The sequence below is a fragment of the Enterorhabdus sp. P55 genome, assembly GCF_009911695.1.
Classification (GTDB): Bacteria; Actinomycetota; Coriobacteriia; order Coriobacteriales; family Eggerthellaceae; genus Enterorhabdus.
On the sequence record NZ_QWKK01000006.1, the window covers coordinates 34,054 to 59,212 of the forward strand.

A 25,159-nucleotide genomic window follows, 5' to 3' on the forward strand; every position below is an offset into this window, starting at 1 on the left:
TTCTAGTCCTCGACCGGGTAGGCCGCCGTCTGGTGGCCGCCACGCGGCTCGACGCGGTCGTACCACGTGCCGATCTTCTCGGTCATGATGTAGCGGGTGGCAGGCTTGTTGCCCGCGTCGCGCAGGACGTGGATGTCCTTCTCGTCGTACTTCGCCAGCTCCTTGGACACCTCCGAGTTCGGATCGTCCAGGTCGCCGTAGAAGCGGGCGCCAGCCGCGCAGCTCTTCACGCAGGCGGGCTGCTTGCCCTGGGAGGTGAGATGGCCGCACAGGGTGCACTTCTCCACGCAGCCCTCGGCCTCGTTCCAGGAGCGCACGCCGTAGGGGCAGGCCATCATGCAGTACTTGCAGCCGATGCACTGCTCCTTGTTCACCAGCACCACGTTGTCCTTGTCGCGGTAGCTCGCGCCGGTGGGGCACACCGACACGCAGGGGGCGTCCTCGCACTGCTGGCACATGGTCGGCAGCGCGTAGCGGGTCATGTCGGGGTACTCCCCCACCGGCCCCACGGTGAACACCTTGGACCAGCGCTGGCCCAGGGCCACGTCGTTCTCCATCTTGCAGGCGACCTCGCAGCCGAAGCAGCCGGTGCAGCGGTCGAGGTTCACCACAATGCAGTTATGCGCCATATTCATACACATCCTCGGTCGGGTCGCTGGGAGCGGGCATCCAAGCGTTGAACTGCTCGGGCTCGGTCCACACGCTCTTGAGAATCTCATCGTCGCTGGGGCTTACCTTCACCTGGAAGCCGCGCAGCGTGTAGGTGCCGTACTCCGGGTTATAGGGCGGGTCGTTCTTGGTGAGAACGTTGACGTTCATCACCTTGTAGGCCTGGGCCGGGTCGTCGGAGTCCAGCAGCTCAGGCGCCCAGAAGCGCTCCTGATAGACGACGCCCTTGGCGATGCCCGTCGTCACGCGGGCCACGCCGTGGGTCTTGCCGCGGCGGCTCTCGATGTTCACCCACTGGCCGTCGGCGATGCCGTACTTCTCGGCGTCCTCCGGGTGGATCCACATCTCGGGCACCGGGTAGATCTCGCGCAGGTAGGGGATGTTGCGCAGCGTGCCGTGGTGGTACATGGGCAGGCGGCCCTCCGTGAGCACAAGCGGGTACTCGGTGTCGGTCAGGGGCGACTCGGCCGGCTCCTCGTAGTAGGCCAAAGGCTCGTAGTCCGCAGAGGCCGGCTCCAGCACGAGCGGCTTCTCCTCGGCGCACTGGGCCCAGGGGGCGCCGGTGCGGCCCAGGATGATGTTGGACTCGCAGTACACCTCGAGCTTCTTGGAGGGGGTGCCGAAGCCCTTGGGCAGGCCGGTGGCGGGATCGGGCTTCAGGTAGACGCCGTAGGTGCGGTACTCGTCCTCCTCGGCCCACGTGATGACGCCCTCCTCGCAAGCCTCCTCCCAGGTCATGTCCAGCTTATTGAGGTGCTGGAGCTGCTTTTCGTACTCGTTCTTGTAGAACGGGGTGGTCATGCACGCCTCGGCGTCGAAGGCCTTGGCCGCATGCTCGTTGCCCAGCTCAGCGCACTTCTGCACGATGTTCGTCCAGATGATGCCCTCTTCCACCGTCTCGAACAGGTGGGTGACCGCCTGGCGCATGACGATGGTGTTGAGCTGCGGGATGGGAAGGTTGGTCTCCAGCCACTCGGTCGTGGGCAGGATGAGGTCGGCGCAGAGCACCGAGAAGGCGGTGGGGTACATGAAGGCGTGCACGATGTAGTCCACGTTCGGGGTGACCTCGTCGAGGCACGACGAGTTGCCCAACACCACGTGCTTGTTGCCCGAGCGCTCGATCCACATATGGATCTGGTAGGGATCGCCGTCGCGCATCATGTCGAACACGCCGGGGATGAACGCCATGTCCCAGCAGATGAGGCCCTTGTGCTCCAAGTAGCCGGCGCGCTTCATCACCTTTTCCTTCGACAGCAGGCGCGGGGTGTTGCCCAGCTGGTCCTTGCACGGGGCGGGCGCGAAGCTCTGGAGCATGGTGCCGGGCTTCTCGACGTTGCCCCTGAGGAACTCGAGGTTGAGGGCGCCCAGGGCGCTCTGCTGCGACTGGGCGTACTGGTCGATGGCCACGCCCTGCATGATGCCGGACTGGCCCTCGGGATCGGTGTAGATCTCCAGCGCGCGCTCGATCTGGTCGGCGTCGAGCCAGCAGACCTCGGCGCCCTTCTCGAGCGTCCACTCCTCGACGGACTGCTTGAGCAGCTCGCCGCCAGTGGGGCACTGCATGCCGTTGACCTCGTAGGTGCCGAACAGCGGGGCGGCGACGCCCTCGTTCATCGGGTACTGGACGACCACCGGCGCGTTCGCGGTCGGATCCCAGATGACGTAGTCCGCATCGGTGCCGGGCAGGCCTGCCTCGGTGGCCTTGAGGGTCAGACGCGTCTCGGGGTTGATGAGGTAGGGCATGTTCGTCCAGGCGCGGCAGAACTCCTCGTCGTACTTCTCGTTGTCGAGGATCCACTTCGTCCAGGTGAGCAGCAGCGCCACGTCGGTGCCGGGGCGGATGGGCAGCCACACGTCGGCCTTGGCGGCGTCGAGGGTGTAGCGCGGATCGATGACCACCGTCTTGAGGCCCTGGGGACGGGCACGCAGCTCCGCCAGCGCACGGCCGCCCGTGGCGACCGAGGAGTTAGACGGGTCGGTGCCCCACAGCACGAGCGAGGTCACCGGGCTGTCGACGTAGTAGTAGTCCCAGCCGTTGGAGTCCGAGAAGGACAGGTTGTTGGGCTTGCCGCGGCCGTAAGCCAGCAGCGCCGCGCCCATGCGGGGCAGGTAGCACTGGGCACAGCCAGGCTCCCACACGTTGGGGGTGTTGATGGCCTCACCGAAGCGCTTGATGTTGGAGAAGTGCGGGTTTCCGCCGCCGCCCGTGGAGACGGAGATGGACTCGGAGCCGTACTTGTCGGACATCTCGTTGATCTTGGTGGCCACCTCGGTGATGGCGTCCTCCCAGCTGATGCGCTCCCACTGGTTGCCGCCGCGCTCGCCCACGCGGCGCATGGGGTACTTGTTGCGGTTGGGGTGGTAGAGCGCCTGGATGCCCGCCAGGCCCTTGGCGCACACGCCGCCGCGGGACATGGGGCTTTCCGGGTTGCCCTCGATCTTGATGACGCGGCCGTCGCGCACGTGGGCGAGCACCGCGCAGTTGGCGATGCAGGCGCGGCACGAGGTCTTGTAGACCTTCTCCTCCCCTGCCGTCGCCGCGTGAGCGGGATCGGCCTCGACGAGGCTGCCAGCCGCGCTGATGCCGAGCGCAGCCACGGCCCCCATGGCTGCCGTGGACTTCAGGAACCCACGACGTGTCATGCTGGAATGGCTCATTAAGCTCCCTCCTTCTTGACTCTCTTCTGCACTGTATTCATTGGGATGGCCGTTAGCCGGCCAGGGCACGCAGGCGCAGGCCAGACTCGGTGGCATGCCAGCGACCGTCCCAAGAGATACCGTCAACGGTCTCAAGCTTCGATATGAAGTAGTTGGGGTAGATCTGCTTCGGCGAGAGAAGGGCCGGATGACCCGCCAGGGCCTCCTCCACCTCGGCGCGGGAGGCGCCCTCAGGCGCGGAGCAGAGGTCGAGCACGCGCCCGTAGGCGTCGGCGTAGCCGGCCGGCTCCTCCTCAAGGAGGGCGGCCAGGCGACGAGACGGCTCGAACTCGTCAAGCACCGCGCGACCTGCCTCGGTGATGACCAGCAGGTGGTCGACCGGCTGGTCAGGGAGGGAGGCCGGGGCAGGCGCGGGCGCGGGGTCGGCAGGGGCCGGGATCGAGGCAGGCTCGAAGCCGGCTGAGGGGGCAGGTTCGTCGGAAGCGGGGCCCGGCACGACGGCGGGCTCGGCGATGGGGATGGCCCGCACGCCGCCGGACTTCTCCAGGAGGTCGAACAGCACGTAGGCGTTCTGGGTGGAGAGCCCCCTGACGGGCAGGGCATCCACGGCGTCGGCGGCCTCGCGATAGGGCGTCGGCTCGGGTACCGCCCGCAGGCAGGCGAGCAGCGGCAGCGTGTTGGCGTGGTTGGCGGTGACGCAGGCCCTCACGCGCTGGACGGCCTCCTCGAAGGAAGCAGGCTCGTCGGCGAGGTCGGCGGCCAGCGCTTCGGCGACGCGTACGTCAGCCGCGGCCAGCGCGGCGTCCGGATTGGAATTCCCCATGATTCCCCTCCTCGGTCTCGTTCGTGCGAAAACGACTCTACCGAAGAGGCGGGGCGTCCCGAAACGTCCGTAATGGGCGAAACCTCAGCCAAGGCGCGCCTCGCCAACCATGGGTGATAACGCTATCGTTTCCCCAGGTGAACGCCCTCATCGTGCATTGCAGGAGACGCCATCGCGTAGGACGGGCCATCACCCGTCCTCGCGGGAGCGAGACGGAGAGCCGGCGGAAGCCGAGGATCAGGCGCAGGACGCGAGGGGCCCGCGCTCAGGCGACGCGAGGGAGCCGGGTGGGGGGGCGAATCCGCGATTCCTGGCCAATTTCGCCGCGGTTTACGCGCCCGGAGGGGACACCCGAGCCCGAGGGCGCCCCGGCGGCAGCGCGCGACCTGGGGAAACGCCGGCAGCCGGCGCGCCGCGGCCCCGCGCACGGCGTAAACCACGGTGTTTTTGGCCAGAAACCCGGATCCGCCCGCCGGGCGGGCGCGCCCGGGTGCGGAGGCGCCCGCGCGATAGCTCCGCCCCGCACCCCGCCGGCGCCCGCCCGCACCCTGCCGACACCCGGCCTGGCACCTCCCGCCAGGCCGTTTCCACCCCGATGCCCCGCCTCGGCGCGCCGACCTACAGGTGCCGCAGGTTGGTGCGGTAGGCGCGAAGGCGCTCCTCGCCGATGTCGGCGACGATGGCGGTCAGGGCGTCGATGAGCTGCTCACGCTGGCGGGGCAGCTGCCCCTGGAGCATCACGGGGTTAGAGGCACCCAGCATGGCGAAGGTGACGGGAATGCGCAGGCCGGCGACGAGCTCGCGAATTTCCTCGTACTTCTCCACCTCCGCCTCCTCCGTCCAGCGGCCGGCTTGCATCTCGCGGTACAGGGCTGACGTGGGGTAGACGGTGAGCATGTTCGCGCCGATGAGCCAGGGATTCGCCTGGTTGCACACCGCCGCCGTGGCGCGGGCGCCCTCAAGGCCGCGCCCCCGCCCGGAGATGCCCGCAAGGTAGAAGAACGCGTAGCGGATGCCGGCCTCGTCGAGCCGCCGGCACTGGGTCACGATGTCTTGGGCGCCATAGCCCTTGTCCATGAAGGCCAGCGCCGCGTCGTCGCCCGTCTCAATGCCCAGCGTGAGTCCGTCGAACCCCGCCGCGCGCAGGGTCCGCAGCTCCTCGTCGGTCTTCGCCGTCACGTCAGTCACGCGCGCGAAGCAGCCGATGCTCTCGCAGCTGGGAAAGGAGCGCCGCACGAGCTCCGCTATCTTCCGCAGCCGCGCCGCCTTCAGCGCGAAGGGGTTCGCGCCGGCCAGGAACACACGGCTGACCTGCGCAGGCTCGCGCTCGAAGAGACGTTCTTCCGCCTTTCGCAGCGGATCATGATACCAGGTCTGCGCCTCGAGCAGGTCAGCCTCGATGTCATCGAGGGGCGAGGGACGGAACTTGAACGGCAGATCCTCGTACAAGGTGCAGAACTTGCAGCGCCGGTGGGTGCAGCCCGCCGTGGCCTCGATGATGAGCGAGCCGGCCTCGTAGGGCGGCCGCCAGATGGTTCCCGTGTAGTGCATGGGGCTCCTTTCGCCGTGATTTTCACCAGCTAGGATGCCGCTATGGTGCTTGCAGTACCAGTACCGATCTTTTATGTTGGTAGTCACCAAAATTGCACTATTACTACTCACCAGGGAGAACCATGGCTGATAACAAGTTCACCGACAAGCGCGCGCTCGCCCGCTGCGAATCCATGAGCCGCATGCAAGCCGTACTCGGCGGCAAATGGAAGATCCTCATCCTCTGGTACATCGCCACCTACGAGGTGCAGCGCTTCGGCGAGCTGATGCGGCGTATCGAGGGCATCTCGCAGTCCACGCTGACCAAGCAGCTGCGCGAGCTTGAGGCCGACGACCTGGTGCATCGCGAGATCTACCGCGAGATTCCACCTCGCGTGGAGTACTCGCTGACCGATCTGGGCGCGAGCTTCATTCCCATCCTGAACGCCATGGTACTCTGGAGCCAGCGCTGGCTCTGCGATGAGGCGTAGCCCCTCAAAGAAGTGACGGAGACGCGCTACCAAACAGGTCAGGGTGGCGGGCGCGTGCGAGACGCGCCCGCCCTCGAAGGGGCCAAGCAACAAGAGGGGCCGCCCGAAGGCGACCCCTGAGTTAGTGGTCGGGATGACAGGATTTGAACCTGCGGCCTCTGCGTCCCGAACGCAGCGCTCTACCAAGCTGAGCCACATCCCGAAAGGCTGTCTCATCGACAGCGCTCGATATGATACCACACCCGCCTGAATTGGCAACGATGAACTTGTCAGCGGCCGCAGATAGGCGCGATGGAGTTATACTCAATTGAGAACATATAGCACGCGACGCCCCGAGCGGGCAGCGCAGGCAGCGCGCTCGCCGACGAAGGAGACCCCATGACGCAGAGCACCAGCCCCTCCTCCCCCTGGAACGACGCCTGGAAAGAGCGCCAGAGGCTGCGGCGCGCGCCCGATGACGCCGCGTTCTGGGACGAGCGCTCCAAGACCTTCGCCACCAAGGACGCCCCGAGCCTCTACGTGGATCGCTTCCTGGAGCTGGCCGCCGTCCGCCCCGGCGAGTCCGTCTTCGACATGGGCTGCGGCACGGGCGCGCTCGCGCTGCCCCTGGCGGCGGCCGGCCACCCGGTGACCGCGGCCGACTTCTCCGCCGGCATGCTGGGCGTCATGGACGACCTGGCGGCCGAGCGGGGCGTCACGGGCATCAAGGCCCTGCAGATGAGCTGGGAGGCCGATTGGGCGGCCCACGGCGTGGGCCCACGCAGCCACGACGTGTGCGTGGCGTCGCGCTCCATCGCCACGAGCGACTTGGAGGACTCGCTGCTCAAGCTCACTGCCGTGGCGCGTCGCCGCGTGGGCATCACCCTCACGGCCGACGCCTCGCCGCGGGTGGACAGCCGGGCGCTGCGAGCGGCCGAGCTGCCCCACCAGCCAGGCGAGGACTTCCAGTTCGCCTTCAACATCCTCGTCGACCATGGGCTGCGCCCCGAGGTGGCCTACATCTCCAGCGAGCGCGACGCGACCTACGCCACGCCCCAGGCAGCCCGCGACGACTACGAGGCCATGGTGCGCAGCGCCCTCAGCAGCGACAGCTCCCCCGCCGAGGAGGAGGCCGCCCTCGCGCACCTGCGCACCTGGCTCGATGATCAGCTGATTCCCAACGAGCACGCCGGCCAACCCGACCGCAAGGGCGTCCCCGAGGGCGCCTGGCGCCTCCGCGAGCCCCGCGTCACCACCTGGGCCTTCCTTGCCTGGAACGTCTAAGCCGCGCCCTTGCCCCGGAAGGCCTTCGTCCGCTGGATGAGAATGGCCCCCACCAGGAACGGCAGCCAGAATACGATGCCGCGGTATACCATGACAACCGCGATGCCCGTGGCCTGGCTGATGCCGAACAGCGTGAACGCCACGAGCACCGCCGCCTCCACCACGCCCACGCCCTGGGGCGTGAACGAGATCATGGCGAAGAGCGTGGCCACCACATAGCCGCAGACGAGCGGCTCGATGGCCTGCACGCCGAAGGCCACGCCGGTCAGCGCGAAGCAGCCCAGCTCAAAGGTGCTCGCCAGGATGGAGAAGCCGAAGGCCGCCGCGGTCTTGCGGGGGTTCTGCACGATGAGGCCCGACGCCTCGGAGAACGACCGCACCGTGCGATCAGCCCAGCCGTCGATGGGTCCCTTCTTGAACTTGCGCAGCACGCGGTCGGCCAGGCGCTCGATGGGCGTGAGCACGCGAATGACCAGCTCGGGGCGCTTACCGCCCACGATCATCACCGTGACGAGCACGCTCACCAGCAGCACGGCCAGAAGCCCCACCAAAAGCCATCCCGGCTGCAGACCCACCGTCACGCTGAGCAGGCCGAACCCGATGAGCATGATGACCACGAAGCCCGTGTCGATGGTGACCTGCATGAGCAGCGCCGCGCTCGTGGCACGCCCCGCGGGAATGCCGCGCTTGGCGGCGTCGTCCACCACGAGCGTCATGCCCGCCAAGTTGAGCGAAGGCGCCACCGTGTTCATGAAGAAGGTGCCGAAGACGAGCTTGATGGACTCGCGAAAGCGGAAGCCCTCGCTCACGGCATGGAAGCAGTAGATGTAGGCCCAGCCCTGAGCGAAGTACTTGCCCAGCTGGGAGACGACGGCCAGTGCCAGGAACACCGGCGCGCCCTTGCGCACCGTGTCGGCCAGCTCCACCAGCTGATCGCCGCGCAGGAAGATAACGGCCAGCACGATGACGAGCACGCCACCGGCTAGGATCTTGCTCAGGCTCGAGCGCGAACTCTTCTCGACGCTCTGCTCGGGCGGCTCAGGGGTCATGGCGGGATTATCGCTCATCGCCATCCCTCCCGTCTACGAAGGCCTCCAAGTCGGCATGGAGCAGCCAGTCGCGCTCGGCCGCGGTAGCCGCGTCGGTGCGCAGGAACAGGAACCCGTAGGCCCCCACAGCCTGCACGTCGAAGGGCACGAGCGCCAGCACGTCGGTGAAATGGGAGGCCAGGGCCTCGTAGTCGAAGGGACGCGTCAGATCCGCGTCGGGCGCCGGGGTCAGCAGCGACAGGGAGAACACGTCCCCCGGATGCGCGGCGTAGAGCGCCGGCAGATCAGGATCGTCCCCCTCCAGGAAGGCCTGGTAGGTGCGCAGGCCCACCGCGTAGTAGGCCACGTCCGTGCCGCCGAGCCCCGCGAAACGCAGCGGGTTGAACTCGATGGGGGCGATGACGTCGCCGTCGATGCGCAGCTCCACATGCACGGGGAACGACCGGGCGCCCACCAGGGCGTTCACCTGGTCCAACCATGCGGTCAGGCGCGGGGCCAGCCCCTCGACAAGAGCGGCGTCGGTGAGGTACAGCCGATCCGAGGTGTCTTCCGGCCCGGCGAAGTCATGGCGCAGCACGTTGAGCACATGGGCGTGCCCATCCTCGTCGAAGTAGGCGTCGAGCGCATACTCGGTGCCCGCGAGGTAGCCCTCCACGAGGTAGGTCTGGGAGCCGACGACGTCCTCAGGGTAGCGGGCGTGCCACTCGCCCTCATGGCGCGCGATGCCGGCCACGGCGGCGGCCCAGTCGTCACGCTCCTCGATGACGTAGACGCCCATGGAGCAGAAGCCCACCGCGGGCTTGAGCACCACCGGCAACGGCAGGTCGTCCACGTTGACGGCCTCCAGCTCGCAACGGTCGAGGGTGACGCAGAACAGCCCCGGGCACAGCGGCGCCAGCCTCTCGCGCATAGCCGCCTTGTCCTTGAACAGGCGGATGGCATCGGAAAGCGCCTTGTTCGACGTGTGGCCGAGAATCCAGGCCAGGGCGTTCTCGGAGTTGGTATAGACCCGCTCGCCCGCGTCGATGCGCCGAGTGGCCTCCGCGTCATCCACCAGATTGAGGGGCATCTTGGCCCCAGCGGAGAGCGCGCGGGAGAAGTCGTTGGCGAGCACCGGGTGCTGCGACTGCCCGAGCCACTGCGCCAAGGGTCGCGAGGCGTAGGGCGCGTCGAGGATGATCATGGGCGCTTCTCTTTCCGGCATAGACACCCGCCCGTGGGCGGCCAACGGGCCTAAGTATACCCCGGCCCTCCGCGTTTCACGAAACCACCGCCCTATTTTCCGCCCGGCGTTCCCCACTTGTTTCTCCCCGGGGCGCGCCGGCGGGCATCGACGGCCCCAAACGGCGCCGGGCAGCAAATCAGCCTTCAGAGAGCGAGAAAGCGCGGCTTTGCATGATTTTGCGCCAGGAGAAGCGCCTTTCTTCCCCGCAGACGCCCGTGCGGACGACGGCGACCCGGGCAAACGCAACTCGCCCCCTCGCGAGGGCGCGCCAAGATCATGCAAAGCCGCACTTTCTCGCAGAAATCCGCCCGAATTCGCGCCCGCAACAAAAGGGGCTCCCGCCTGTGCAGCGGGAGCCCCAAAAGGCCGCAGGCGCGGAAGCCGCCCAGAGGCGCGCCGCCCCGAGCAGCCACGACGCCTAGTGGCGGAAGTGGCGGTGGCCGGTGAACACCATGGCCACGCCCTGCTCGTCAGCCGCGGTGATGACCTCCTCGTCGCGGATGGAGCCGCCCGGCTGGATGACGGCGGTCACGCCGGCCTGGGCCAGCACGTCGAAGCCGTCGCGGAACGGGAAGAACGCATCAGAGGCGGCCACGGCGCCGCGAGCCTTCTCCCCCGCCTGCTCAACGGCGATGCGCGCGGAGTTCACGCGGTTAGGCTGGCCGCCGCCGGCCCCCACGGACGCGTGGTCCTTGGCGATGAGGATGGCGTTGGACTTCACCGACTTGCACGCCTTCCACGCGAAGACGAGCTCGGCCATCTCCTCGTCGGTGGGCTTGCGCTTGGTGGGACAGGTGAACGCGGCCACGTCCTCGGCCACGGAGTCGGAGTCCTGGCAGAGCAGGCCGCCCTCGACGGAGCGGAACTCCACCTCGCCGCCGGCCGGGTTGACCCCGCCCGTGGACAGCAGGCGCGCGTTCTTCTTGGCCTTGTACATCTCCAGCGCGTCGCCGGAGAACTCGGGCGCGATGATGGCCTCCACGAACTGCTTGTTCTCGAAGATGGCCACCACGGTGTCGGAGGTGACGGGGCGGTTGAACGCCATGACGCCGCCGTAGGCGCTCACCGGGTCGCACTCATGGGCGCGCTGGTAGGCGATGGTGACATCAGCGTCCTCGCACACGCCGCAGGGGGTCAGGTGCTTGACGATGACGCAGGCCGGCCCCTCGTACTCGCGCACGGCACTCCAGGCGGCATCGAGGTCGAGGTAGTTGTTGTAGGACAGCTCCTTGCCCTGATGCTGGGCGGCATGGGCCAGCGAATGCTCGGCGCCGCGGTAGTCGTCGCGGGCGTAGAAGGCGGCGGACTGGTGCGGGTTCTCGCCGTAGCGCAGGTCCTGGCGCTTGGTGAGGCGCACGGCCAGCTCGGCGGGGAACTGCGCGTCGTCCAGCTGCGCGCCCATCCAGGCGGCGATGGCGCCGTCGTAGGCCGCCGTGGTCTGGAACACCTTGAGCGCCAGCTTGGCGCGGGTATCGCGCGTGGTGGCGCCATCGTTGGCGCGCATCTCGCCGAGGATGGCGTCGTAGCTGGCCGGCTCGGTTACCACGGCCACGGACTCGAAGTTCTTGGCGGCGGAGCGCAGCATAGAGGGCCCGCCGATGTCGATGTTCTCGATGCAGGTGCCGAAGTCGGCACCCGAGGCCACCGTCTTCTCGAAGGCGTAGAGGTTCACGACCACCATGTCGATCATCTCGATGCCGTGCTCGGCCGCCTGGGCCATGTGGTCGGCATTGTCGCGCTTGGCGAGCAGGCCGCCGTGCACCTTGGGATGCAGCGTCTTCACGCGGCCGTCCATCATCTCGGGAAACTGCGTCACGTCGTCGATGGGGGTGACAGGCACGCCCGCCTCGGCGATGGCACGCGCGGTGCCGCCGGTGGAGATGATCTCCGCGCCGAACTCGTCGACGAGGGCGCGCGCGAAGTCCACGATGCCGGTCTTGTCGGTCACCGACATCAGCACGCGCTTAACTTGAGGATTGCTCATATGGTCTTACATCCTTTCCTTCCGGGAATCCCTACCCGCTAAGCATACCAGCCGCAGCGGGCGGGCAGCGCCAGAAGCCGGCGCGCCCCGGCCGGAGGGCCGGGGCGCGATATGGGCGCGAAATGGCAGAGGGCGGGCGGGGACGGCGGGGAGCGCGGGAAGCCGACGACCGCATCCTGGTGAGAGAGCCACGCGGTCACCGCCAGAAAAAGGCGCATTTGTGGCACTAATCGTCAGTTTGGTACGGTGCGAGGGGCCTCGCGGGCGGCTGGAGCGTGAATCGACGGGCTCCTCGTGGACAAAACCCCAGGTCGGGAAGATTGCCAACCAGCCCTACGCCCACCCCAACCGTACCAAACTGACGATCTGTGCCATTTTCGGCGAGAAAAGCGGCAGCGGCACCTGGCCCGACCGGCCCCGAGCGCGCAAGGGGCCGCGACCCAACCGAGTCGCGGCCCCTTGCGTCGTAAGCCCCTCGCCGTCCGGCGTCCGACGGTGCGCGCCCTAGCGCCCGAGACTCGCCTCGTGGCGGTCGCGTGCCTCCTGGGAGTAGCGGTCGCGATAGCGCACGTCCACCAGCTCGGCGACGATGGCGATAGCCAGCTCAGCCGGCGTCTTGGCGCCGAACTTCAGGCCGATGGGCCGCTTGATGCGCCCCCAGTCCTCCTCGGTGACCCCCGCGCCGATAACCAGATCGTGTACCGTGGAGTTCTTGCCCGCGCAGCCCATCATGCCGATGTAGCGCGCACCGGCCTGCACGGCCCACACGCAGCCCTCGGGATCGAACATATGCCCGCGCGTGAGCACGCACACATAGTCGCCCGCATCGCCGGACAGGTTGGCCAACTCGTCGAAGTTGCCGCCGTGAAGCAGGACGCGCTCGGCCGCAGGGAAGCGCTCCTCGTTGAGGTAGGCCGGGTCGTAGTCCACCGCCACCACGTGAAAGCCCACGTGGTCGGCGAGCGCCGCCACCTCGGCCGCGGCATCGGACGCGCCCAGCAGCACCACGCGCACCTGGTCGAACAGCGGCATGCTCACCCAGGTGAGACCGTCGAACTGCTCGTTGTGCATCGACGGCCCGCGCGTCACGTCCTTCATCTGGAACACGTCGCGGGCAGACGGCTCGCGCGAAGCGACGATCTCCTTGGCGTCGTTGCAGAAGAACACGAGCGGCTCGCCATCGGCCGACCCCTGCTCGCCGTACTTCTTGGTGACCTCGTTGTCGACGTTGCCCACCGCCGCAGCCGGGTCGTACACCACCTTGAAGCCGAGCCACGCCAGGTCACCCTCGTCGAGCGCGCGCAGCGCCCGTCGGAAGGTAGGCGCGTCGGCCGCCGTCAAGCTGGCGGCGATAGCGTCAAGCGCCTTCGGCCCTCCATGAGGATTGCCCGCCGACGCCTCGGCGGAAAAAACCGGGAAGTCGGCCGTCGCAAGCGTCGGCGCGCGCCCGGCCTCCAGATCGTCAGCGATACGCTCAAGCGTCGCTCTGTCCATCTCGCACCCCCATCCGGCGCCCCTTGCGCCCTCGGAAATCACTGACCGTATTATAGCGCAACGAGAATAAACGAGCACAACCTCCGATCGACCGCCAACCCGACGTCTCCCCCGCTTTCCCCAAGCAAGGTGCTAGCATGCGCGCGCGGATAGGCGGTGCTGCATCCTGGCGTTTACCAAGGAGGCAGTATGGTTACAGGGACGGAGCTCTTGGCCTTTTGTCTGGTGATCGTTGCGGTGATTGAATTGGTCTTGCGTTATCGCCAACGAAAAAGCCGCCCCTTAGCTAAAGAGCGGCTCTTCATCACATTAGTCACGGTAATGTGAAGCAGCCGCCCGAGGCAACGGGCAACCGCTTATCCGCATTATACGGCCTTCATCGCATGGTTTCAAGCGCCGGTGACGCGTCTAGCCCGCAATACGCACCCTGCGATCGTCCCCCAGGGTCATGCGCCCCTCGGCGATGATGCGCAGCACCTCGGGATACAGGCGATGCTCCACCTCGTGGATGGCGGCCTCCAGATCGTCGAGCGACCACCCCTCCTCCACGCGCACCGGCTCCTGGGCCACGATGGGCCCCTTGTCGTAGTCCTCGTTGGCCAGGTGCACGGTAACGCCGGTCACCTTGACGCCCGCCGCGTAGGCGTCTGCGATGGCGTGCGCGCCCTTGAACGAGGGCAGCAGCGCCGGGTGCAGGTTAAGCACGCGATCGGGGAAGGCGTCGAGCATCACCGGGGTGAGCTTGCGCATGTAGCCGGCCATCACCACGTACTCGGCACCGGCGGCATGCAGCGTGCGCGCGATGAGCGCGTCGGCGGCCTCCGGATCGGCGTACGCGTCGCGGTTGAGCACCGTCACGGGAATGCCCGCCGCCTGCGCGCGCTCGATGCCGTAGGCGTCGGGCCGCGACGACACGGCCGCCACGATGTCCACCGGCAGCCCCGCAGCCGCGGCGTCGATGATGGCCTGGAGGTTGGTCCCGTTGCCCGAGAGCAGCACGCCGATCTTCAGGTTAGGCGCCATAGAGGCTCCCCTCGCTCTCGTAGCGCACCACGCCGGAGCCAGCGGCCACAGAGCCCACGCGGTACGGCGTCTCGCCGGCGGCGACCAGCGCGTCGCGTACCTCGTCGGCGCGAGCCGGATCCACGATGAGCACCAGGCCCAAGCCCATGTTGAACGTCTTGAGCGCCTCGGCCTCGCTCAGGCGCGCAGCGTCGCACACATGGCGCACCACGGGCGGCACAGGCCAGCTGCCCAGCTCCACCACGGCATCGCACGCTTCGGGCAGCGCGCGGTTGAGGTTCTCGGTGATGCCGCCGCCAGTGATGTGGGCGAGCGCGCGCACGGCGTCCGGGCAGGCGTCGAGCACGGCGCGCACCGGCTTCACGTAGATGCGTGTAGGCGCGAGCAGCGCCTCGGCCACCGACTGGCCGCCGAGCGCCTCCACCGGCACCGACAGCTCCTCGGCCGTGCGACCCTCGACGCACACCTTGCGCGCAAGCGAGTAGCCGTTGGAGTGCAGGCCGCTCGAGGCCAGGCCCACCAGCACGTCGCCCTCGCGCACGGACTGGGGGTCGAGCATCTTCGGACGATCCACCAGACCTACGCAGAAACCGGACAGGTCGTAGTCGTCAGGATCCATCACGCCGGGGTGCTCGGCCATCTCGCCGCCGATGAGCGCGCAGCCGGCCTGGCGGCAGCCCTCGCTGATGCCGCCCACGATCTTCGCCATGGCGTCGGCGTCCAGCTTGCCCACGGCAACGTAGTCCAGGAAGAACAGCGGTTCGGCACCCGTGGCCAAGATGTCGTTGGCGCACATGGCCACCAGGTCGATGCCCACGGTGTCGTGCTTGCCCACCAGCTGCGCCAGCTTGAGCTTGGTGCCCACGCCGTCGGTGCCGCTCACCAGCAGCGGGTCGTCCATGGCCTTGGCCGCAGCCAGGGAGAACAGCCCCCCGAAGCCGCCGATATCACCCACGACCTCCGGGCGGTAGGTGGAGTGCACGACGCCCTTGATGGCGTCCACCGCGCGGGCGCCTTCCTCGATGTCCACGCCGGCCTGGGCGTAGGTTACCTGCTCCTCAGCCATCTTGTCCGTCCTTCCCCGTTCTCTCGATTGATCCGCGCCGCGCGATGGCGGCACCGAAATGCCTCGGCCCCGGCAGGGGCCCTTCACGCCGCCGCGGCTCGAAGGGCCGCGGGCGCCCGCCAGCCGCCTGCGCTTACGAGACGCGCTCCGCGGCGGCGTCGTTGGTGGCGGCCACGTCATCGCCGTCCACCTCAGGCGCCATGGACGGAGCCGCCGAGGCCACGGACAGCGGCAGGAACTCGTCCACGTAGCAGAAGGTGATGTAGCGGTTCTTGTTGTTAGCTCCGTCGCAGGTGGAGAACGCGAACACCTTGGTGATGTCGGCCGCCGCCGGCGCCGCCGGATCGGGCGTCACGATGGACTGCGCGATGCGATCCTGCACGTAGGCGGTCAGCTCCTCAGGCGTCTCGAAGTTGGGGATCACGATGTCGGTGCTCGTCCCCGGCACGTGGTCGAGGGCGAAGGACTTGAGCAGGTAGTTGCCCTCCGGCGTCAGCAGGTACACGGTGCGGTGCTCGTTGAATACCGCGTTGTCCTTCATCTGGTTGAAGAAGGCGAACATCGAGCCGTTGCGCATGTTATGGCCGTAGATGATGTTCACCGAGTCGGTGAAGTCGGGGTTGTTCTCGCCCGAGAGCATGACGCAGCCGTACTCGGCGCCGAACTCGCCAGTGGAGGAGTTGGCGAAGTTGTGGTGCAGGTAGTACTCGCTGTCGCCGGCCTTGTGGGCCACGGGGTAGTTGATGGGGGTACCGGGGATGTAGACCCAGGCCACCACCTCCGGGTTGATGGCGCGCAGGGCGTCCCAGTCCACGCGGAAGTCGGCCAGGGTGGCCGCCCGCGGGTCAGCCGGCTCCTCGAAGGCCACGTCCACGATGTCGTCGTAGGCCTTCTGCCCGTTCCAGTAGGTGTAGATGAGGTAGCCCAGCACGCTCAGGGAGCCGATGAGCACCACCAGCGCCAGCCAGAACACCACGCGCCAGGGGCCCCGGCGCTTCTTGCGGGCGCGCTCCTTGGTGGCCTCGCGAGATACGTCCATCGATGCGTCGTTGCGGTGACCTCGTGCCACGGCACCGTCCTTTCCCTCTGCGGCCCTTCCCCTTGGGCCGCGGCCGCCCCTGCGGCGGCCTCGTGCCTTTAACCCCACCATAATAGGGAACGCCCCCAATAATGGGGGCGTGAACTGCGTCGTCTACGCAATTTTCACCACCGGCGGCGTCAGCGCCGCGCGCCGCGACGCAACCGAGCCCGGGGCGTCCGACGCCGGCCCCGGTTACTTCTTCATCTCGTCGATGAAGCCCTTGGCGATGAACGCCACGATAACGAGCACGACGATGGCGACGATGATCCAGATCGCCTGCATGGGAACGTGGAAGCCGAACAAGTCCATGGAGGGTACCCCTTGTCTACGGGACGCGCGCCTGGCGCGCCGCATGGGCCGAAACTACGATAACCCCATTATCGTACCGCGAACCACCCCCGCCGCGCAAGGCACGCCGGCCCAAGGGAGGCGGGGCCGGGGGGGGGAACGCCCCGCTCGCCGTCCCGCGCCTCCCCCCCCGGTTCGCCTCGGCGGGAAGATCGGGCTGCGCGCGCGTCGCCTTCCCGCACGCAGAGGCGCCGCACGCCGGATACCCTCCGACGCGCGGCGCCTCTTCCCTAGTTGTCCTGGGCGAGCTTGCGGTAGAGCAGCTTGAAGGCCAGCGCGCCCGCCACCGTCCAGGCGAGGGTGACGGCCACGGGAGCCAGGGCGTCGGCCGACATCAGGTTGCCCTCTATCATGAGCAGCAGCAGATCGCAGACACCGCCGAGCGGGGTGAGGCCGGCCACGAACTCAGCCTCCGGGGCGAACGTCGTGAACAGCGGCACCAGGCTGATCACCAGAATGGGCATGCTGTACAGGCCGGCGGTCATCTGGTCGCGCGCAGCCAGTCCGAGCACCAGGCCCAGCAGGATGATGGGCACCGACCCCACGGCCGCAAACGCGATGAACCCGCCGAAGAACTGCCAGCTCACGCCCGTGAGGGCGAAGCACGCCACCGCCACCACCAGGATGGCCGCCAGGCTGACGAGCCCCTTGGCCAGCGCCACCTGGCCCGCGCTCACGTTGGCCAGCATGAGGGTGCGCAGCGTATGCTTCTCCTTCTCCTCGGCGATGCCGTAGACGAGCACGGTGGCGCCCACCACGCCCACGCTCATGCAGAGCGCGATGACGAGGAAGATGCCGTCGACGATCAGGCGCATCGCCGGGTCGGACTCGCCGGCGGCCAAGGCGTCGCGAAACGAGAAGCGGTAGAACAGGGTGAGGGCCACCGGCATGATGACGGCCACCACCATGGTGGGGTTCTTGAGCAGGTCGCGCGCGTCCTTGTCAAGCAGCGCGCCAAGCTTGCGCATCGAGGCTTCCACGTTAGAACTCCCTTCCGGTCACCTCGAGGAACACTTCCTCGAGGTTAGGCTCGTCAGAATGAATGGACACCAGCTCGCCGGCGCGTATCAGCTCGTCGATGAGGGCGGCTCCGGCGGCATCCTTAGCCGCCTCGAAGGCGCCGCGGGTGCGCGTGCGGATGACGACGCGGTTGCGAGCATAGCGCAACTTCAGGTCATCAGGCGCATCGCAGGCCGCGATAGCCCCGTCGTTCAAGATGGCCACCCGGTCGCACACCGTCTCGGCCTCGGCCATATCGTGCGTGGTGATGAACACGGTAGTACCGCGCTCCTTCAGCTCGCCGAGCATCTTGTGAACCTCGGCGCGAGCCGCCGGGTCAAGACCGCTCGTGGGCTCATCCAGGAACAGCAGCTCCGGCTGATGCACGAGCGCCGCGGCCAAGGCCGCCCGCTGGCGCATGCCCTTCGAGCAGTTCTTGATGAGCGTCTTGCCCGATTCGGCCAGCCCCATGCGCTCGAGCAGGTACGGCACGCGACCGTGGCTCACGCCGCGCGTCCGGGCGTAGAACCGCAGGTTGTCGGCGATGCTCATGCGCTCGTACAGCGCGCTCGTGTCCGAGAGGATGCCGATGCGCTCATAGTCGGCGGGGCTCGCCTTCTCGATGGGACGACCCAGCAGGCTGATGCGCCCGGCGTCCTTCACGAGCTGGCGGGTGAGCAGCTTGATGGTGGTGGTCTTGCCCGCGCCCGACGGCCCGAGGAAGCCGAAGGTCTGCCCGCGCGGAATGGCGAAGGTGAGGTTATCGAGGACGCGCTTGTCCTTGAACGAGAGGCTCACCGCCTCCATGGAGAGAATGCTCGCAGCCATGGCGCCCCTCCTACTCGGCCGCCGCGACCGGGACAGCCGCGCAGGCGGCCTCCAGGGCGTCGATCCGCGCGTTGGCGCGGCGGAGGGCGAAGTCGTGGCTCACATGGGATGCGAGCAGAATGAGGAAGGCGATCGCAAGGGCGAGGACGAGGATGCTCAAGGCGTGGGTGGTGATCATGGTGATGCTCTTTCTCGTGCGGGGCGCTTTGGGCGGCGCCGGTTGACTCAACACGGCCCATGATGCCCAGCAGGCCCCTGACCTGCAATAACTCCCGAATGACAGGAGCACTCCCCGCACGAGAGGAGCGCAGCGGCGCACGAGTGGAGCACGAAGGGCACGAGGGGAGCACGCCCGACGCGGCCCTCCGAGAAACGCTACCTCCAGCGGAAGCGCTCGCGCATCTCCTCCGCCCGGCCCTTCGACAGCGGCAGCGACGAGTGGTGCGCGTCGGAGAGCACGAGGTTGTAGGTGTTGCGCGTGTAGCGCTCCACCTTCGCCACCTTCTGCACGTTCACGATGTAGGAGCGATGGCAGCGGAAGAACCCGAAGCGCTCGAGTTCAACCTCCAGCTCGTCCATGGTGAGCGCGGTGGGGTACAGCTCGCCGCGGACGCTCGCGTAGTTGACGCGATTGGCGCTCTCGATGAAGTCGATCTCGCGCGGGTCGAGCAGCAGCGTCACGTCGCCGGCCTTGGCGGCGATCTTGCAGACGCGCACCTCGTCGCCCTCGAAGGCGGGCTCGTCCTCATCGTCGGCGGCATCGTCGTCCACCTCGGCAGCGAGGAAGCGACCGTCCTCCTCCCAGAAGGCGCGCCCGGGCATGAGCAGAGCCTCGCGCAGGGGTTGGCCGCAGGTGACGAAGAGGGTGCCGGCCTCGCTCTGCGCGCCGATCCAGGCGAGCACCGTCTGGCGCGCGTCGGGGCCCAGTTCCAGCAGCGGGCGCTCGCAGAAGCACAGCTCCGGGTCGAGCAGGCTCACCCGCGCGAAGCCGAGCAGCGCGCGCTCCTCCGGCGTCAGCTTGGGCACGAGGACGCTGGCGCGCTCGCGCAGCCCGAAGTGGGCGATCGCATCGGACGCCGCGGAGGCGTCGCCAGCCAGGCGCGCGAAGAAGCGCAGGTAGGAGCGGACGGTATCGCGGTCGAAGCCGCCGTCGTCCTCCAGGTAGAAGGCAGTGCGTCGCGGGCCGGCCAGCTCTTGGACGGCCTCGCGAGCGGCGCGCATGGCGTCACGCGAGCACTCGAGGTGCACGCTGCGACCTGCGCCCACCTCGCCGCGCACGAGGTCGGCCGCCGAGGCGTACTCGACGGGCAGCGCGCTCGCCGCGGCGGACGTCGCGGACGCGGGGCCGACCGCGCTCGCATCCCTCGCGGCGGCGTCGCCTGCCCTGGAATCTTCCCGTACCTGCATGTCTCTGCCTTTCCGGCCGGGCTTGCCCTCTCGCGCCGCCGGACCGCGGAACCTCCGTCGCCGGCCGGCGTCTCCGGCCGCGCACTATTATAATAGGGGGACTTTCGAACGATGAGAGGAGCATGCGAATGCCAGAGATCAGCCCGATGCGCACCGTGGGCGCTCTGGTGCTGCGCGACCTCGGCTGCACGCTGCGCACGCCCACCGTCCTCTTCATGGCGGCCTTCGGCGTCCTGCTGTGCTGGGGCGTCGCTCAATGGTCCCTCGGGTTCTCCGACATCCCCCAGGCCCGCGGCGATCTCTCCCGCTTCGTCCTGGCCTCCAGCGCCGTCATGCCGGCGCTCACCGGCGGCAGCGTCATCCCCCTCTCGCTCATGGCGGAGGAGCGCGAGCACGGGACGACCGCCCTGCTCTCCCGGGCCGGCGCATCGATGAGCGCCATCGCCGCGTCAAAGGCGCTCGCCGCGCTCATCCTCATAGCGCTGCTCGCGCTGGCATGCCTCACGATTGCAGGCGTCCCCGTCGGCGCGCTGGCACCTGCGACGCTGGCCACAGTCCTCGCGAGCGTGCCGTTCATGCTGGCCTCGACCGCCATGGGGCTCATCACGCGCGCTCAGGGCCAGACGAGCGGCTGGTATCTCGCGCTCGTAGCCCTGGCCATGCCCACCTTGCTGGCCACCATCGACTCGGCCATCCTGCCCCTGGCGGCCCTTTCGCCCCTTCAGGCCGGTGCCTCTGCGGTTTCCTGGCTGGCCATCGGCGCGACGCCGCCCGAGGGCTGGCTCGCGACTGGCGTCGTCTTCGCCCTCTGGCTGGCCGCTTCGGCTGCCGCCTTCGCCGCCGCGCTCCGCCACCGCGCCCGCCAAGACGCCGAAAGGGCCTAGGCGGGCGCGGCAAAGCGTACCGAACTGACAATCTCTGCCATCTCAGAAAATGCTCGCTGACTTGGTATAACATGACGTTATACCAGGTCAGCGGCTTGGCAGAGATTGTCAGTTTGGTACGGTAGCGCCGAGGCACGGCGACCTAGGCGGGAGCGGTGAGGTCGACCAGAAGCCGAGCGAGGGCCTGGTAGAAGGGGGACGCGCTCGCGCGCGCCCAGTCGGCAGCGAAGCGCGGGACCCACGAGCCCAGGTGGTCGCGCTCGAAGGCGGCGCGGCGCGCGGCGGCCTGGGCGGCCGTCGCCTCGTCACCGGCTGCCCAGGCGTCAGCCTCGCACCGGGCGAGGTACGACACGAAGGCAAGCTCGAAGGCGAGGTGATCCTCCGGCAGGCAGAGCGCCGGGTCGACCGCGAAGCCCGCGGCCGCGTAGGCGCGCACCACGTCGTCACGCACCGGCCGCATGAGCAGGCGGTCGCCGTCGGCGTAGGCCGACTCATAGGGGAACACCGGATGCGGCGACATCCCCAGGAGCACCGTGGCGAAGTCAACCGCCAGCTCCTCGGCCTCCCGGTCGAGATCAGCCCCCTGAAGCGAGCGCGCGTACGCTGCGAGCGGCTCCGGCGCGGCCGGGAGATTGTCGCGCAGCGCCGCCAGGAAGGCTGCCGGCACCTCGCGCATGACGAGCGCCGCCAGGAGCCCGTAGGCGTCCGCCAGCTCATCGGCGGAAACCCCGGGGGCCGTGCGCTCCGCAGGGCGCGCGGCCCCGTCCGCGCGCCCGCCACCCCACGCAGACCGAGCCGCCGCCCGAAGGCCCCCGGCTGCGTTGCAAAGCGGAGAGGAGGACGCGCTCCCCTCCCCCTCACCTGGCAGCAGGCCTTCCGCCCGGCGCGCGCCCTCGCGTCCCGCAGGTGCGTCCGCCGCTCCGCGTGGCGCGCACTCGCTTTCGCCGGGCGCAGCAGCAGACGCGCAGGACGGCCCGTCGGCCGCCGTGCCTTCAAGCCCTCCCGACTCGTCCGCGAGGCCGAAAAACGCGAGCGCCCCCGTCGGGCAGGTGGTCACGCAGTGCGGCGCGGCGCCGTCGGGCACGCCCGCCGCGAAGCAGCCGTCGCACTTGTCCATGACGCCCGACGCCGTGAAGCGCGGCACAGCGTGGGGGCACGCCGCCGCGCAGCGCCCGCAGCCCGCGCAACGGGCCGCGTCCACCGTCACGCGCCCGTCGGCCCGCTGCCCCAGGGCGCCGAACGCGCAGGCTGCCACGCAGGGCGCGTCGGCGCAGTGCCGGCAGCCTTCCGACACGAACACGCGCTCCACCCGTGGAAACGTGCCGCGCACCTCCTCGCGCACCCAGCGTCGAGCCGGAGCGTCGGCGGCAAGGCCGCTCCACTGGCGACAGGCCACCTCGCACGCCCAGCACTTCACGCACCGCGTGCTGTCAAAGCCGATGGCGAAGCGCCGTGCGCCCGCGTCCTGCGCAGGGGCCGCGATTCCCGCCCCGCGCGCGCCTTCGGCAGCCCCTGCATCCCGCGCGCCTGCAGCCCCCGAATCCGCCGCATCCGGCGCGCCCGCGTCCCGCGCACCCGCCGCGCCAGGCGCGCCCTGCGCGGCCTCCGCCTCTGCGCTCCGCGCGCTTGCGCTCTTCGAGGCCTCCGCCCTCGGCTCCATCACGCCCCCCGCGCCCCTCTTCGCATCCCTACTCATCTCCATCCCCTTCCTCCCACGGGGCTATGCGCACGAGGGTCTGCTTGGCCATGGCGGAGTGGAACGGGTCGAAGCGGACCTCATCGGTGTCGTAGAGCACCGAGGAGTCGCTCTGCCAGGCGAAGCGGACGCGCTCAGCCGGGGCATCGGGCGTGGTGGCGCGCCACCAGCCGCGACGCGTCATGAGCACGCCCGGCGCGACGCCCTCGAAGTACTCCGCCACCAAGCGCACCCGCCCGTGAGGCGACTCGACGCGCACCCACGACCCGTCGGCGATGCCGTAGCGCGCCGCCGTAGCCGGGTTGATCTTCACCCACGGCGTCGGCTGCAGCTCGTGGAGCCAGGGCGTGTCGGTGTAGTAGCTGTGGACGCACAGGCGATAGGCGTGCACATCGGAGAGCACGAGCGGGTACTCGCGCGCCAGCTCCGGCGTCTCGGCCGGGCCCTCCGGCGGGCCGGTGAACTCCGGCAGCCATCCGAGCGTGCCCTCGTCGCGGTTGTCAGGACGACCGCCCAGCCAGTCGTTGGCGCACTGCACCTTACCATGGGGAAGCTGGGCGAACAGGCGAGCGTAGTCGCAGCGCGGCGGCTCGGGCGGACGCGCGTCGACCGGGCGCTCCACGAACACGCCGGCGGGCGCGGCACGCAGCTCCTCCAGCGTGAGGCCCGAATCAGCCAGCTGCTCGCGCAGGCACGCGTCCATGTCGCCATCCCAGAAGTCGGCGCCCAGGCCGAGCGCGCCGGCCAGACCCAGGTACAAGTCCCAGTCCGACCGCGACTCGCCCATTGGGCGCGCAAGCGGCTGGGTCACTGCGACGAAAGTGCCCTCGCGGCCGTTCTTCACGCCGACCTGCTGCGAGCACTCGTAGTGGGTGCACGCCGGCAGCACGAAGTCGGCGAAGTCGCAGGCGGGATGCCACCGCGTGTCGTGCACCACGTACAGGTCGAGCTTACGCAGCGCCTCGGCCACGCGCGCCGGCTGGCGCGTGGCGCCGAAGGGGTTCGACGCCTGGCCGAGCACCGCCCGCAGGTGCCCCGGCTCATCGCGGGCCACGCCCATGAGCGCGCGGAAGTACGCGGAGTTGGGGCCGGACTCCCAGGTGGCGGGCGTCTGGTACCACCGCGGCGTCTCGGGCGCCACCAGCTTGGACGCGCCGGCGCACCAGCCGTTGGCGCGATCCTCCTCCGAGAAGGGCAGCCGTTCGGCGAGCACGTCGATGGGCGCCACCTTCACCAGCGGCTTGCCCGGCGGCAGGGGCGCGCCTCCCCCGCCGGGAACGTCGAGGTTGCCGGTGATGGCCTCGATGAGGCAGATGGCCGCGCACGTCCAGTGGCCGTCGACCTGCTGGTCGCCGATGCCGTTGCCGTAGAGGATGCCCATGGGCCGCGTCGTGCCCATCATCCGCGCCACCCGGCGGATGTCGACGGCCGCGATGCCCGTGAGCGGCGCGGCCCACTCAGGCGAAAAGGCGCGCGCATGGGCCGCCAGCTCGTCGAAGCCGTGGCACCACTCGTCCACGAAGGCACGGTCGTAAAGCTCCTCCCCTATGATGACGTGCAGAAACGCCAGGGCGAGCGCGCCGTCGGAGCCCGGGCGCACCGGCAGCCACACGTCAGCCTTCGACGCGAGCGGGTCGAGGAGCGGTCGGATGTCGACCACCGTGGCGCCCGCCGCCAGCGCGTCGAGCCGCGCCGTCACCGCCCCCTGGTTGACCGCCGAGTTCTCAGGGTTGGCGCCCCACACCACCAGAAGCCGCGTCTTGTCCAGCTGCGCCGGCGGGCATACGGCAGCGCCGATGGTCACCGTCTTGCTCGCGCGGCGCTGGAGCGCGCAGATACCGCTGTGCAGATAGTTGGGGCTGCCGAACACGTTGAGGAAGCGCCGCCCGACGGTACGCAGCACCGGGTAGGCCTGGGGCGAGAGCACGCCGTAGCACGCCGGCCCGTGCGCATCGCTCAGAGCCGTGAGCTGCGCGGCGATGGCGCTGAGCGCCTCGTCCCACGTACAGCGCACAAACCGGCCCTCCCCCTTCGCGCCCACGCGGCGCATCGGATAGAGGATGCGGTACGGGTCGTAGAGGATCTGCGGCGCCGCGTTGCCCTTGGCGCAGAGCGTCCGCCCGCCGCGCCGCCCGTTGTTGAGCGCGTTCGGGTTGCCCTCAACATGCGTCCAGCGCCCGTTCTCCAACGTGCAGAGCGTCGAGCACGTCGTCTTGGCCGGCCCGCACATCTGGCACCAGGCGTGCCGCGTCTCGCGCACCGGGACGGCAGGGTCGACGGACACGGCAGGCGCATCTGCTCCCGTCGTCGGCGCGTCCGCAGGCACGAGCAGCCCCTCCGCCGACAGCCCGCAGGACGCGGCCAAGCGGCCCAGCGCCGCCAGCCGTGCCCGATCGCCCGCCACGTCCCGCCATCCCGCCTGCGCCGAGTCCGCCTGTCCCGTCAGCGCGCTCCGCTCGCCCCTCGCCATAGGCCTCGCCCCTCTCGTCTCTCGGAGAGATTATACCTGCCGCCCGCAGAATACCCCTCATGCGGAAACCGGCGCCACGGCAAGGGCGGGCGGTCGTCGCAACCAGCGCGCCACGCCCCACCGTCAGCGCCGCGCCCGCGCCCGCCAGCGCCGCGCCCGCCAGCGCCGCGC

Annotated in this window: 20 protein-coding genes and 1 tRNA gene; 3 read left to right on the forward strand and 18 right to left on the reverse strand. The window is 69.1% G+C overall.

Translation table 11 applies throughout. The annotated features are described in order from the left end of the window. Nucleotides 1–2 precede the first annotated feature (2 nt). From D1643_RS01290 to D1643_RS01305, 4 genes are all read right to left on the reverse strand, one after another. Complete coding sequence (locus tag D1643_RS01290; protein ID WP_160707832.1) at nucleotides 3–629, reverse strand: 4Fe-4S dicluster domain-containing protein; 627 nt, start codon at nucleotides 627–629, stop codon at nucleotides 3–5. After that, nucleotides 619–3,327, reverse strand: coding sequence for a molybdopterin-dependent oxidoreductase (locus D1643_RS01295; protein WP_160707834.1), 2,709 nt, complete (start codon nucleotides 3,325–3,327; stop codon nucleotides 619–621). Before D1643_RS01295 ends, D1643_RS01290 begins: the two co-directional genes overlap by 11 nt. 52 nt (nucleotides 3,328–3,379) lie before the next feature. Next, complete coding sequence (locus tag D1643_RS01300) at nucleotides 3,380–4,150, reverse strand: hypothetical protein (RefSeq protein WP_160707836.1); 771 nt, start codon at nucleotides 4,148–4,150, stop codon at nucleotides 3,380–3,382. 618 nt (nucleotides 4,151–4,768) lie between these two features. Next, complete coding sequence (locus tag D1643_RS01305; RefSeq protein ID WP_160707838.1) at nucleotides 4,769–5,701, reverse strand: radical SAM protein; 933 nt, start codon at nucleotides 5,699–5,701, stop codon at nucleotides 4,769–4,771. Nucleotides 5,702–5,823: 122 nt separating this feature from the next. Here D1643_RS01305 and D1643_RS01310 point away from each other — a divergent pair, with 122 nt between their 5' ends. Beyond that, nucleotides 5,824–6,171, forward strand: a complete 348-nt coding sequence (locus D1643_RS01310) for a helix-turn-helix domain-containing protein (protein WP_160707840.1) — start codon at nucleotides 5,824–5,826, stop codon at nucleotides 6,169–6,171. 125 nt (nucleotides 6,172–6,296) lie between these two features. Here the strand turns inward: D1643_RS01310 and D1643_RS01315 are convergent. Beyond that, nucleotides 6,297–6,373 (reverse strand) — tRNA-Pro (locus D1643_RS01315). A gap of 176 nt (nucleotides 6,374–6,549) precedes the next feature. On the opposite strand from D1643_RS01315, the gene D1643_RS01320 reads away from it, so the two are divergent. After that, complete coding sequence (locus D1643_RS01320; RefSeq protein ID WP_160707842.1) at nucleotides 6,550–7,434, forward strand: methyltransferase domain-containing protein; 885 nt, start codon at nucleotides 6,550–6,552, stop codon at nucleotides 7,432–7,434. Here D1643_RS01320 and D1643_RS01325 read toward each other — a convergent pair. The 11 genes from D1643_RS01325 to D1643_RS01375 form a co-directional block, all read right to left on the reverse strand. Continuing rightward, nucleotides 7,431–8,501 carry a lysylphosphatidylglycerol synthase transmembrane domain-containing protein gene (locus D1643_RS01325; protein ID WP_236643286.1) on the reverse strand — a complete coding sequence of 357 codons (1,071 nt, stop codon included), beginning with the start codon at nucleotides 8,499–8,501 and terminating at the stop codon, nucleotides 7,431–7,433. The two genes, D1643_RS01320 and D1643_RS01325, sit on opposite strands and share 4 nt — an antisense overlap. Further along, the gene (locus D1643_RS01330) at nucleotides 8,491–9,666 is read right to left on the reverse strand and encodes an ATP-grasp domain-containing protein (protein WP_160707844.1); all 1,176 of its coding nucleotides are present in this window, start codon (nucleotides 9,664–9,666) and stop codon (nucleotides 8,491–8,493) included. The genes D1643_RS01325 and D1643_RS01330 overlap by 11 nt, the downstream gene beginning before the upstream one ends. Before the next feature lie 460 nt (nucleotides 9,667–10,126). Then, a complete protein-coding gene (purH, locus tag D1643_RS01335; protein ID WP_160707846.1) occupies nucleotides 10,127–11,692 on the reverse strand; it encodes a bifunctional phosphoribosylaminoimidazolecarboxamide formyltransferase/IMP cyclohydrolase in 1,566 nt (521 codons plus the stop codon). 504 nt (nucleotides 11,693–12,196) lie between these two features. Next, entirely contained in the window at nucleotides 12,197–13,186 is a 990-nt protein-coding gene (locus D1643_RS01340; protein ID WP_160707848.1) for an XdhC family protein, read from the reverse strand. A 408-nt stretch (nucleotides 13,187–13,594) separates the two neighbouring features. Then, a complete protein-coding gene (gene purN / locus D1643_RS01345) occupies nucleotides 13,595–14,209 on the reverse strand; it encodes a phosphoribosylglycinamide formyltransferase (protein ID WP_160707850.1) in 615 nt (204 codons plus the stop codon). Continuing rightward, nucleotides 14,199–15,275 carry a phosphoribosylformylglycinamidine cyclo-ligase gene (gene purM, locus D1643_RS01350; RefSeq protein WP_160707852.1) on the reverse strand — a complete coding sequence of 359 codons (1,077 nt, stop codon included), beginning with the start codon at nucleotides 15,273–15,275 and terminating at the stop codon, nucleotides 14,199–14,201. The genes purN and purM overlap by 11 nt, the downstream gene beginning before the upstream one ends. Before the next feature lie 133 nt (nucleotides 15,276–15,408). Then, nucleotides 15,409–16,344, reverse strand: a complete 936-nt coding sequence (locus D1643_RS01355; protein WP_160707853.1) for a class B sortase — start codon at nucleotides 16,342–16,344, stop codon at nucleotides 15,409–15,411. A gap of 590 nt (nucleotides 16,345–16,934) precedes the next feature. Then, a complete protein-coding gene (locus D1643_RS01360) occupies nucleotides 16,935–17,684 on the reverse strand; it encodes an ABC transporter permease (protein ID WP_160707854.1) in 750 nt (249 codons plus the stop codon). Nucleotide 17,685: 1 nt separating this feature from the next. Further along, the gene (locus D1643_RS01365; protein ID WP_160707855.1) at nucleotides 17,686–18,531 is read right to left on the reverse strand and encodes an ABC transporter ATP-binding protein; all 846 of its coding nucleotides are present in this window, start codon (nucleotides 18,529–18,531) and stop codon (nucleotides 17,686–17,688) included. A 10-nt stretch (nucleotides 18,532–18,541) separates the two neighbouring features. Next, a complete protein-coding gene (locus D1643_RS01370) occupies nucleotides 18,542–18,709 on the reverse strand; it encodes a hypothetical protein (protein WP_160707856.1) in 168 nt (55 codons plus the stop codon). A gap of 197 nt (nucleotides 18,710–18,906) precedes the next feature. Continuing rightward, complete coding sequence (locus D1643_RS01375; protein ID WP_160707857.1) at nucleotides 18,907–19,938, reverse strand: LytTR family DNA-binding domain-containing protein; 1,032 nt, start codon at nucleotides 19,936–19,938, stop codon at nucleotides 18,907–18,909. A gap of 128 nt (nucleotides 19,939–20,066) precedes the next feature. Here D1643_RS01375 and D1643_RS01380 point away from each other — a divergent pair, with 128 nt between their 5' ends. Beyond that, complete coding sequence (locus D1643_RS01380) at nucleotides 20,067–20,822, forward strand: hypothetical protein (RefSeq protein WP_160707858.1); 756 nt, start codon at nucleotides 20,067–20,069, stop codon at nucleotides 20,820–20,822. A gap of 142 nt (nucleotides 20,823–20,964) precedes the next feature. Here D1643_RS01380 and D1643_RS01385 read toward each other — a convergent pair whose 3' ends face one another. Both D1643_RS01385 and D1643_RS01390 read right to left on the reverse strand, forming a co-directional pair. Beyond that, on the reverse strand, nucleotides 20,965–22,524 hold the full coding sequence (locus D1643_RS01385) for a molecular chaperone TorD family protein (protein ID WP_160707859.1): 1,560 nt from the start codon (nucleotides 22,522–22,524) through the stop codon (nucleotides 20,965–20,967). Then, nucleotides 22,511–24,922 carry a molybdopterin-dependent oxidoreductase gene (locus tag D1643_RS01390; RefSeq protein WP_370520245.1) on the reverse strand — a complete coding sequence of 804 codons (2,412 nt, stop codon included), beginning with the start codon at nucleotides 24,920–24,922 and terminating at the stop codon, nucleotides 22,511–22,513. The genes D1643_RS01385 and D1643_RS01390 overlap by 14 nt, the downstream gene beginning before the upstream one ends. Between the last annotated feature and the right edge of the window lie 237 nt (nucleotides 24,923–25,159).

Bases quoted from the DNA above. Each gene is read 5' to 3' on its own strand.
- D1643_RS01290 (WP_160707832.1), bottom strand. From the start codon at position 629: ATGGCGCATAACTGCATTGTGGTGAACCTCGACCGCTGCACCGGCTGC.
- D1643_RS01295 (WP_160707834.1), bottom strand. From the start codon at position 3,327: ATGAGCCATTCCAGCATGACACGTCGTGGGTTCCTGAAGTCCACGGCA.
- D1643_RS01300 (WP_160707836.1), bottom strand. From the start codon at position 4,150: ATGGGGAATTCCAATCCGGACGCCGCGCTGGCCGCGGCTGACGTACGC.
- D1643_RS01305 (WP_160707838.1), bottom strand. From the start codon at position 5,701: ATGCACTACACGGGAACCATCTGGCGGCCGCCCTACGAGGCCGGCTCG.
- D1643_RS01310 (WP_160707840.1), top strand. From the start codon at position 5,824: ATGGCTGATAACAAGTTCACCGACAAGCGCGCGCTCGCCCGCTGCGAA.
- D1643_RS01320 (WP_160707842.1), top strand. From the start codon at position 6,550: ATGACGCAGAGCACCAGCCCCTCCTCCCCCTGGAACGACGCCTGGAAA.
- D1643_RS01325 (WP_236643286.1), bottom strand. From the start codon at position 8,501: ATGAGCGATAATCCCGCCATGACCCCTGAGCCGCCCGAGCAGAGCGTC.
- D1643_RS01330 (WP_160707844.1), bottom strand. From the start codon at position 9,666: ATGATCATCCTCGACGCGCCCTACGCCTCGCGACCCTTGGCGCAGTGG.
- purH (WP_160707846.1), bottom strand. From the start codon at position 11,692: ATGAGCAATCCTCAAGTTAAGCGCGTGCTGATGTCGGTGACCGACAAG.
- D1643_RS01340 (WP_160707848.1), bottom strand. From the start codon at position 13,186: ATGGACAGAGCGACGCTTGAGCGTATCGCTGACGATCTGGAGGCCGGG.
- purN (WP_160707850.1), bottom strand. From the start codon at position 14,209: ATGGCGCCTAACCTGAAGATCGGCGTGCTGCTCTCGGGCAACGGGACC.
- purM (WP_160707852.1), bottom strand. From the start codon at position 15,275: ATGGCTGAGGAGCAGGTAACCTACGCCCAGGCCGGCGTGGACATCGAG.
- D1643_RS01365 (WP_160707855.1), bottom strand. From the start codon at position 18,531: ATGGCTGCGAGCATTCTCTCCATGGAGGCGGTGAGCCTCTCGTTCAAG.
- D1643_RS01370 (WP_160707856.1), bottom strand. From the start codon at position 18,709: ATGATCACCACCCACGCCTTGAGCATCCTCGTCCTCGCCCTTGCGATC.
- D1643_RS01375 (WP_160707857.1), bottom strand. From the start codon at position 19,938: ATGCAGGTACGGGAAGATTCCAGGGCAGGCGACGCCGCCGCGAGGGAT.
- D1643_RS01380 (WP_160707858.1), top strand. From the start codon at position 20,067: ATGCCAGAGATCAGCCCGATGCGCACCGTGGGCGCTCTGGTGCTGCGC.
- D1643_RS01385 (WP_160707859.1), bottom strand. From the start codon at position 22,524: ATGGAGATGAGTAGGGATGCGAAGAGGGGCGCGGGGGGCGTGATGGAG.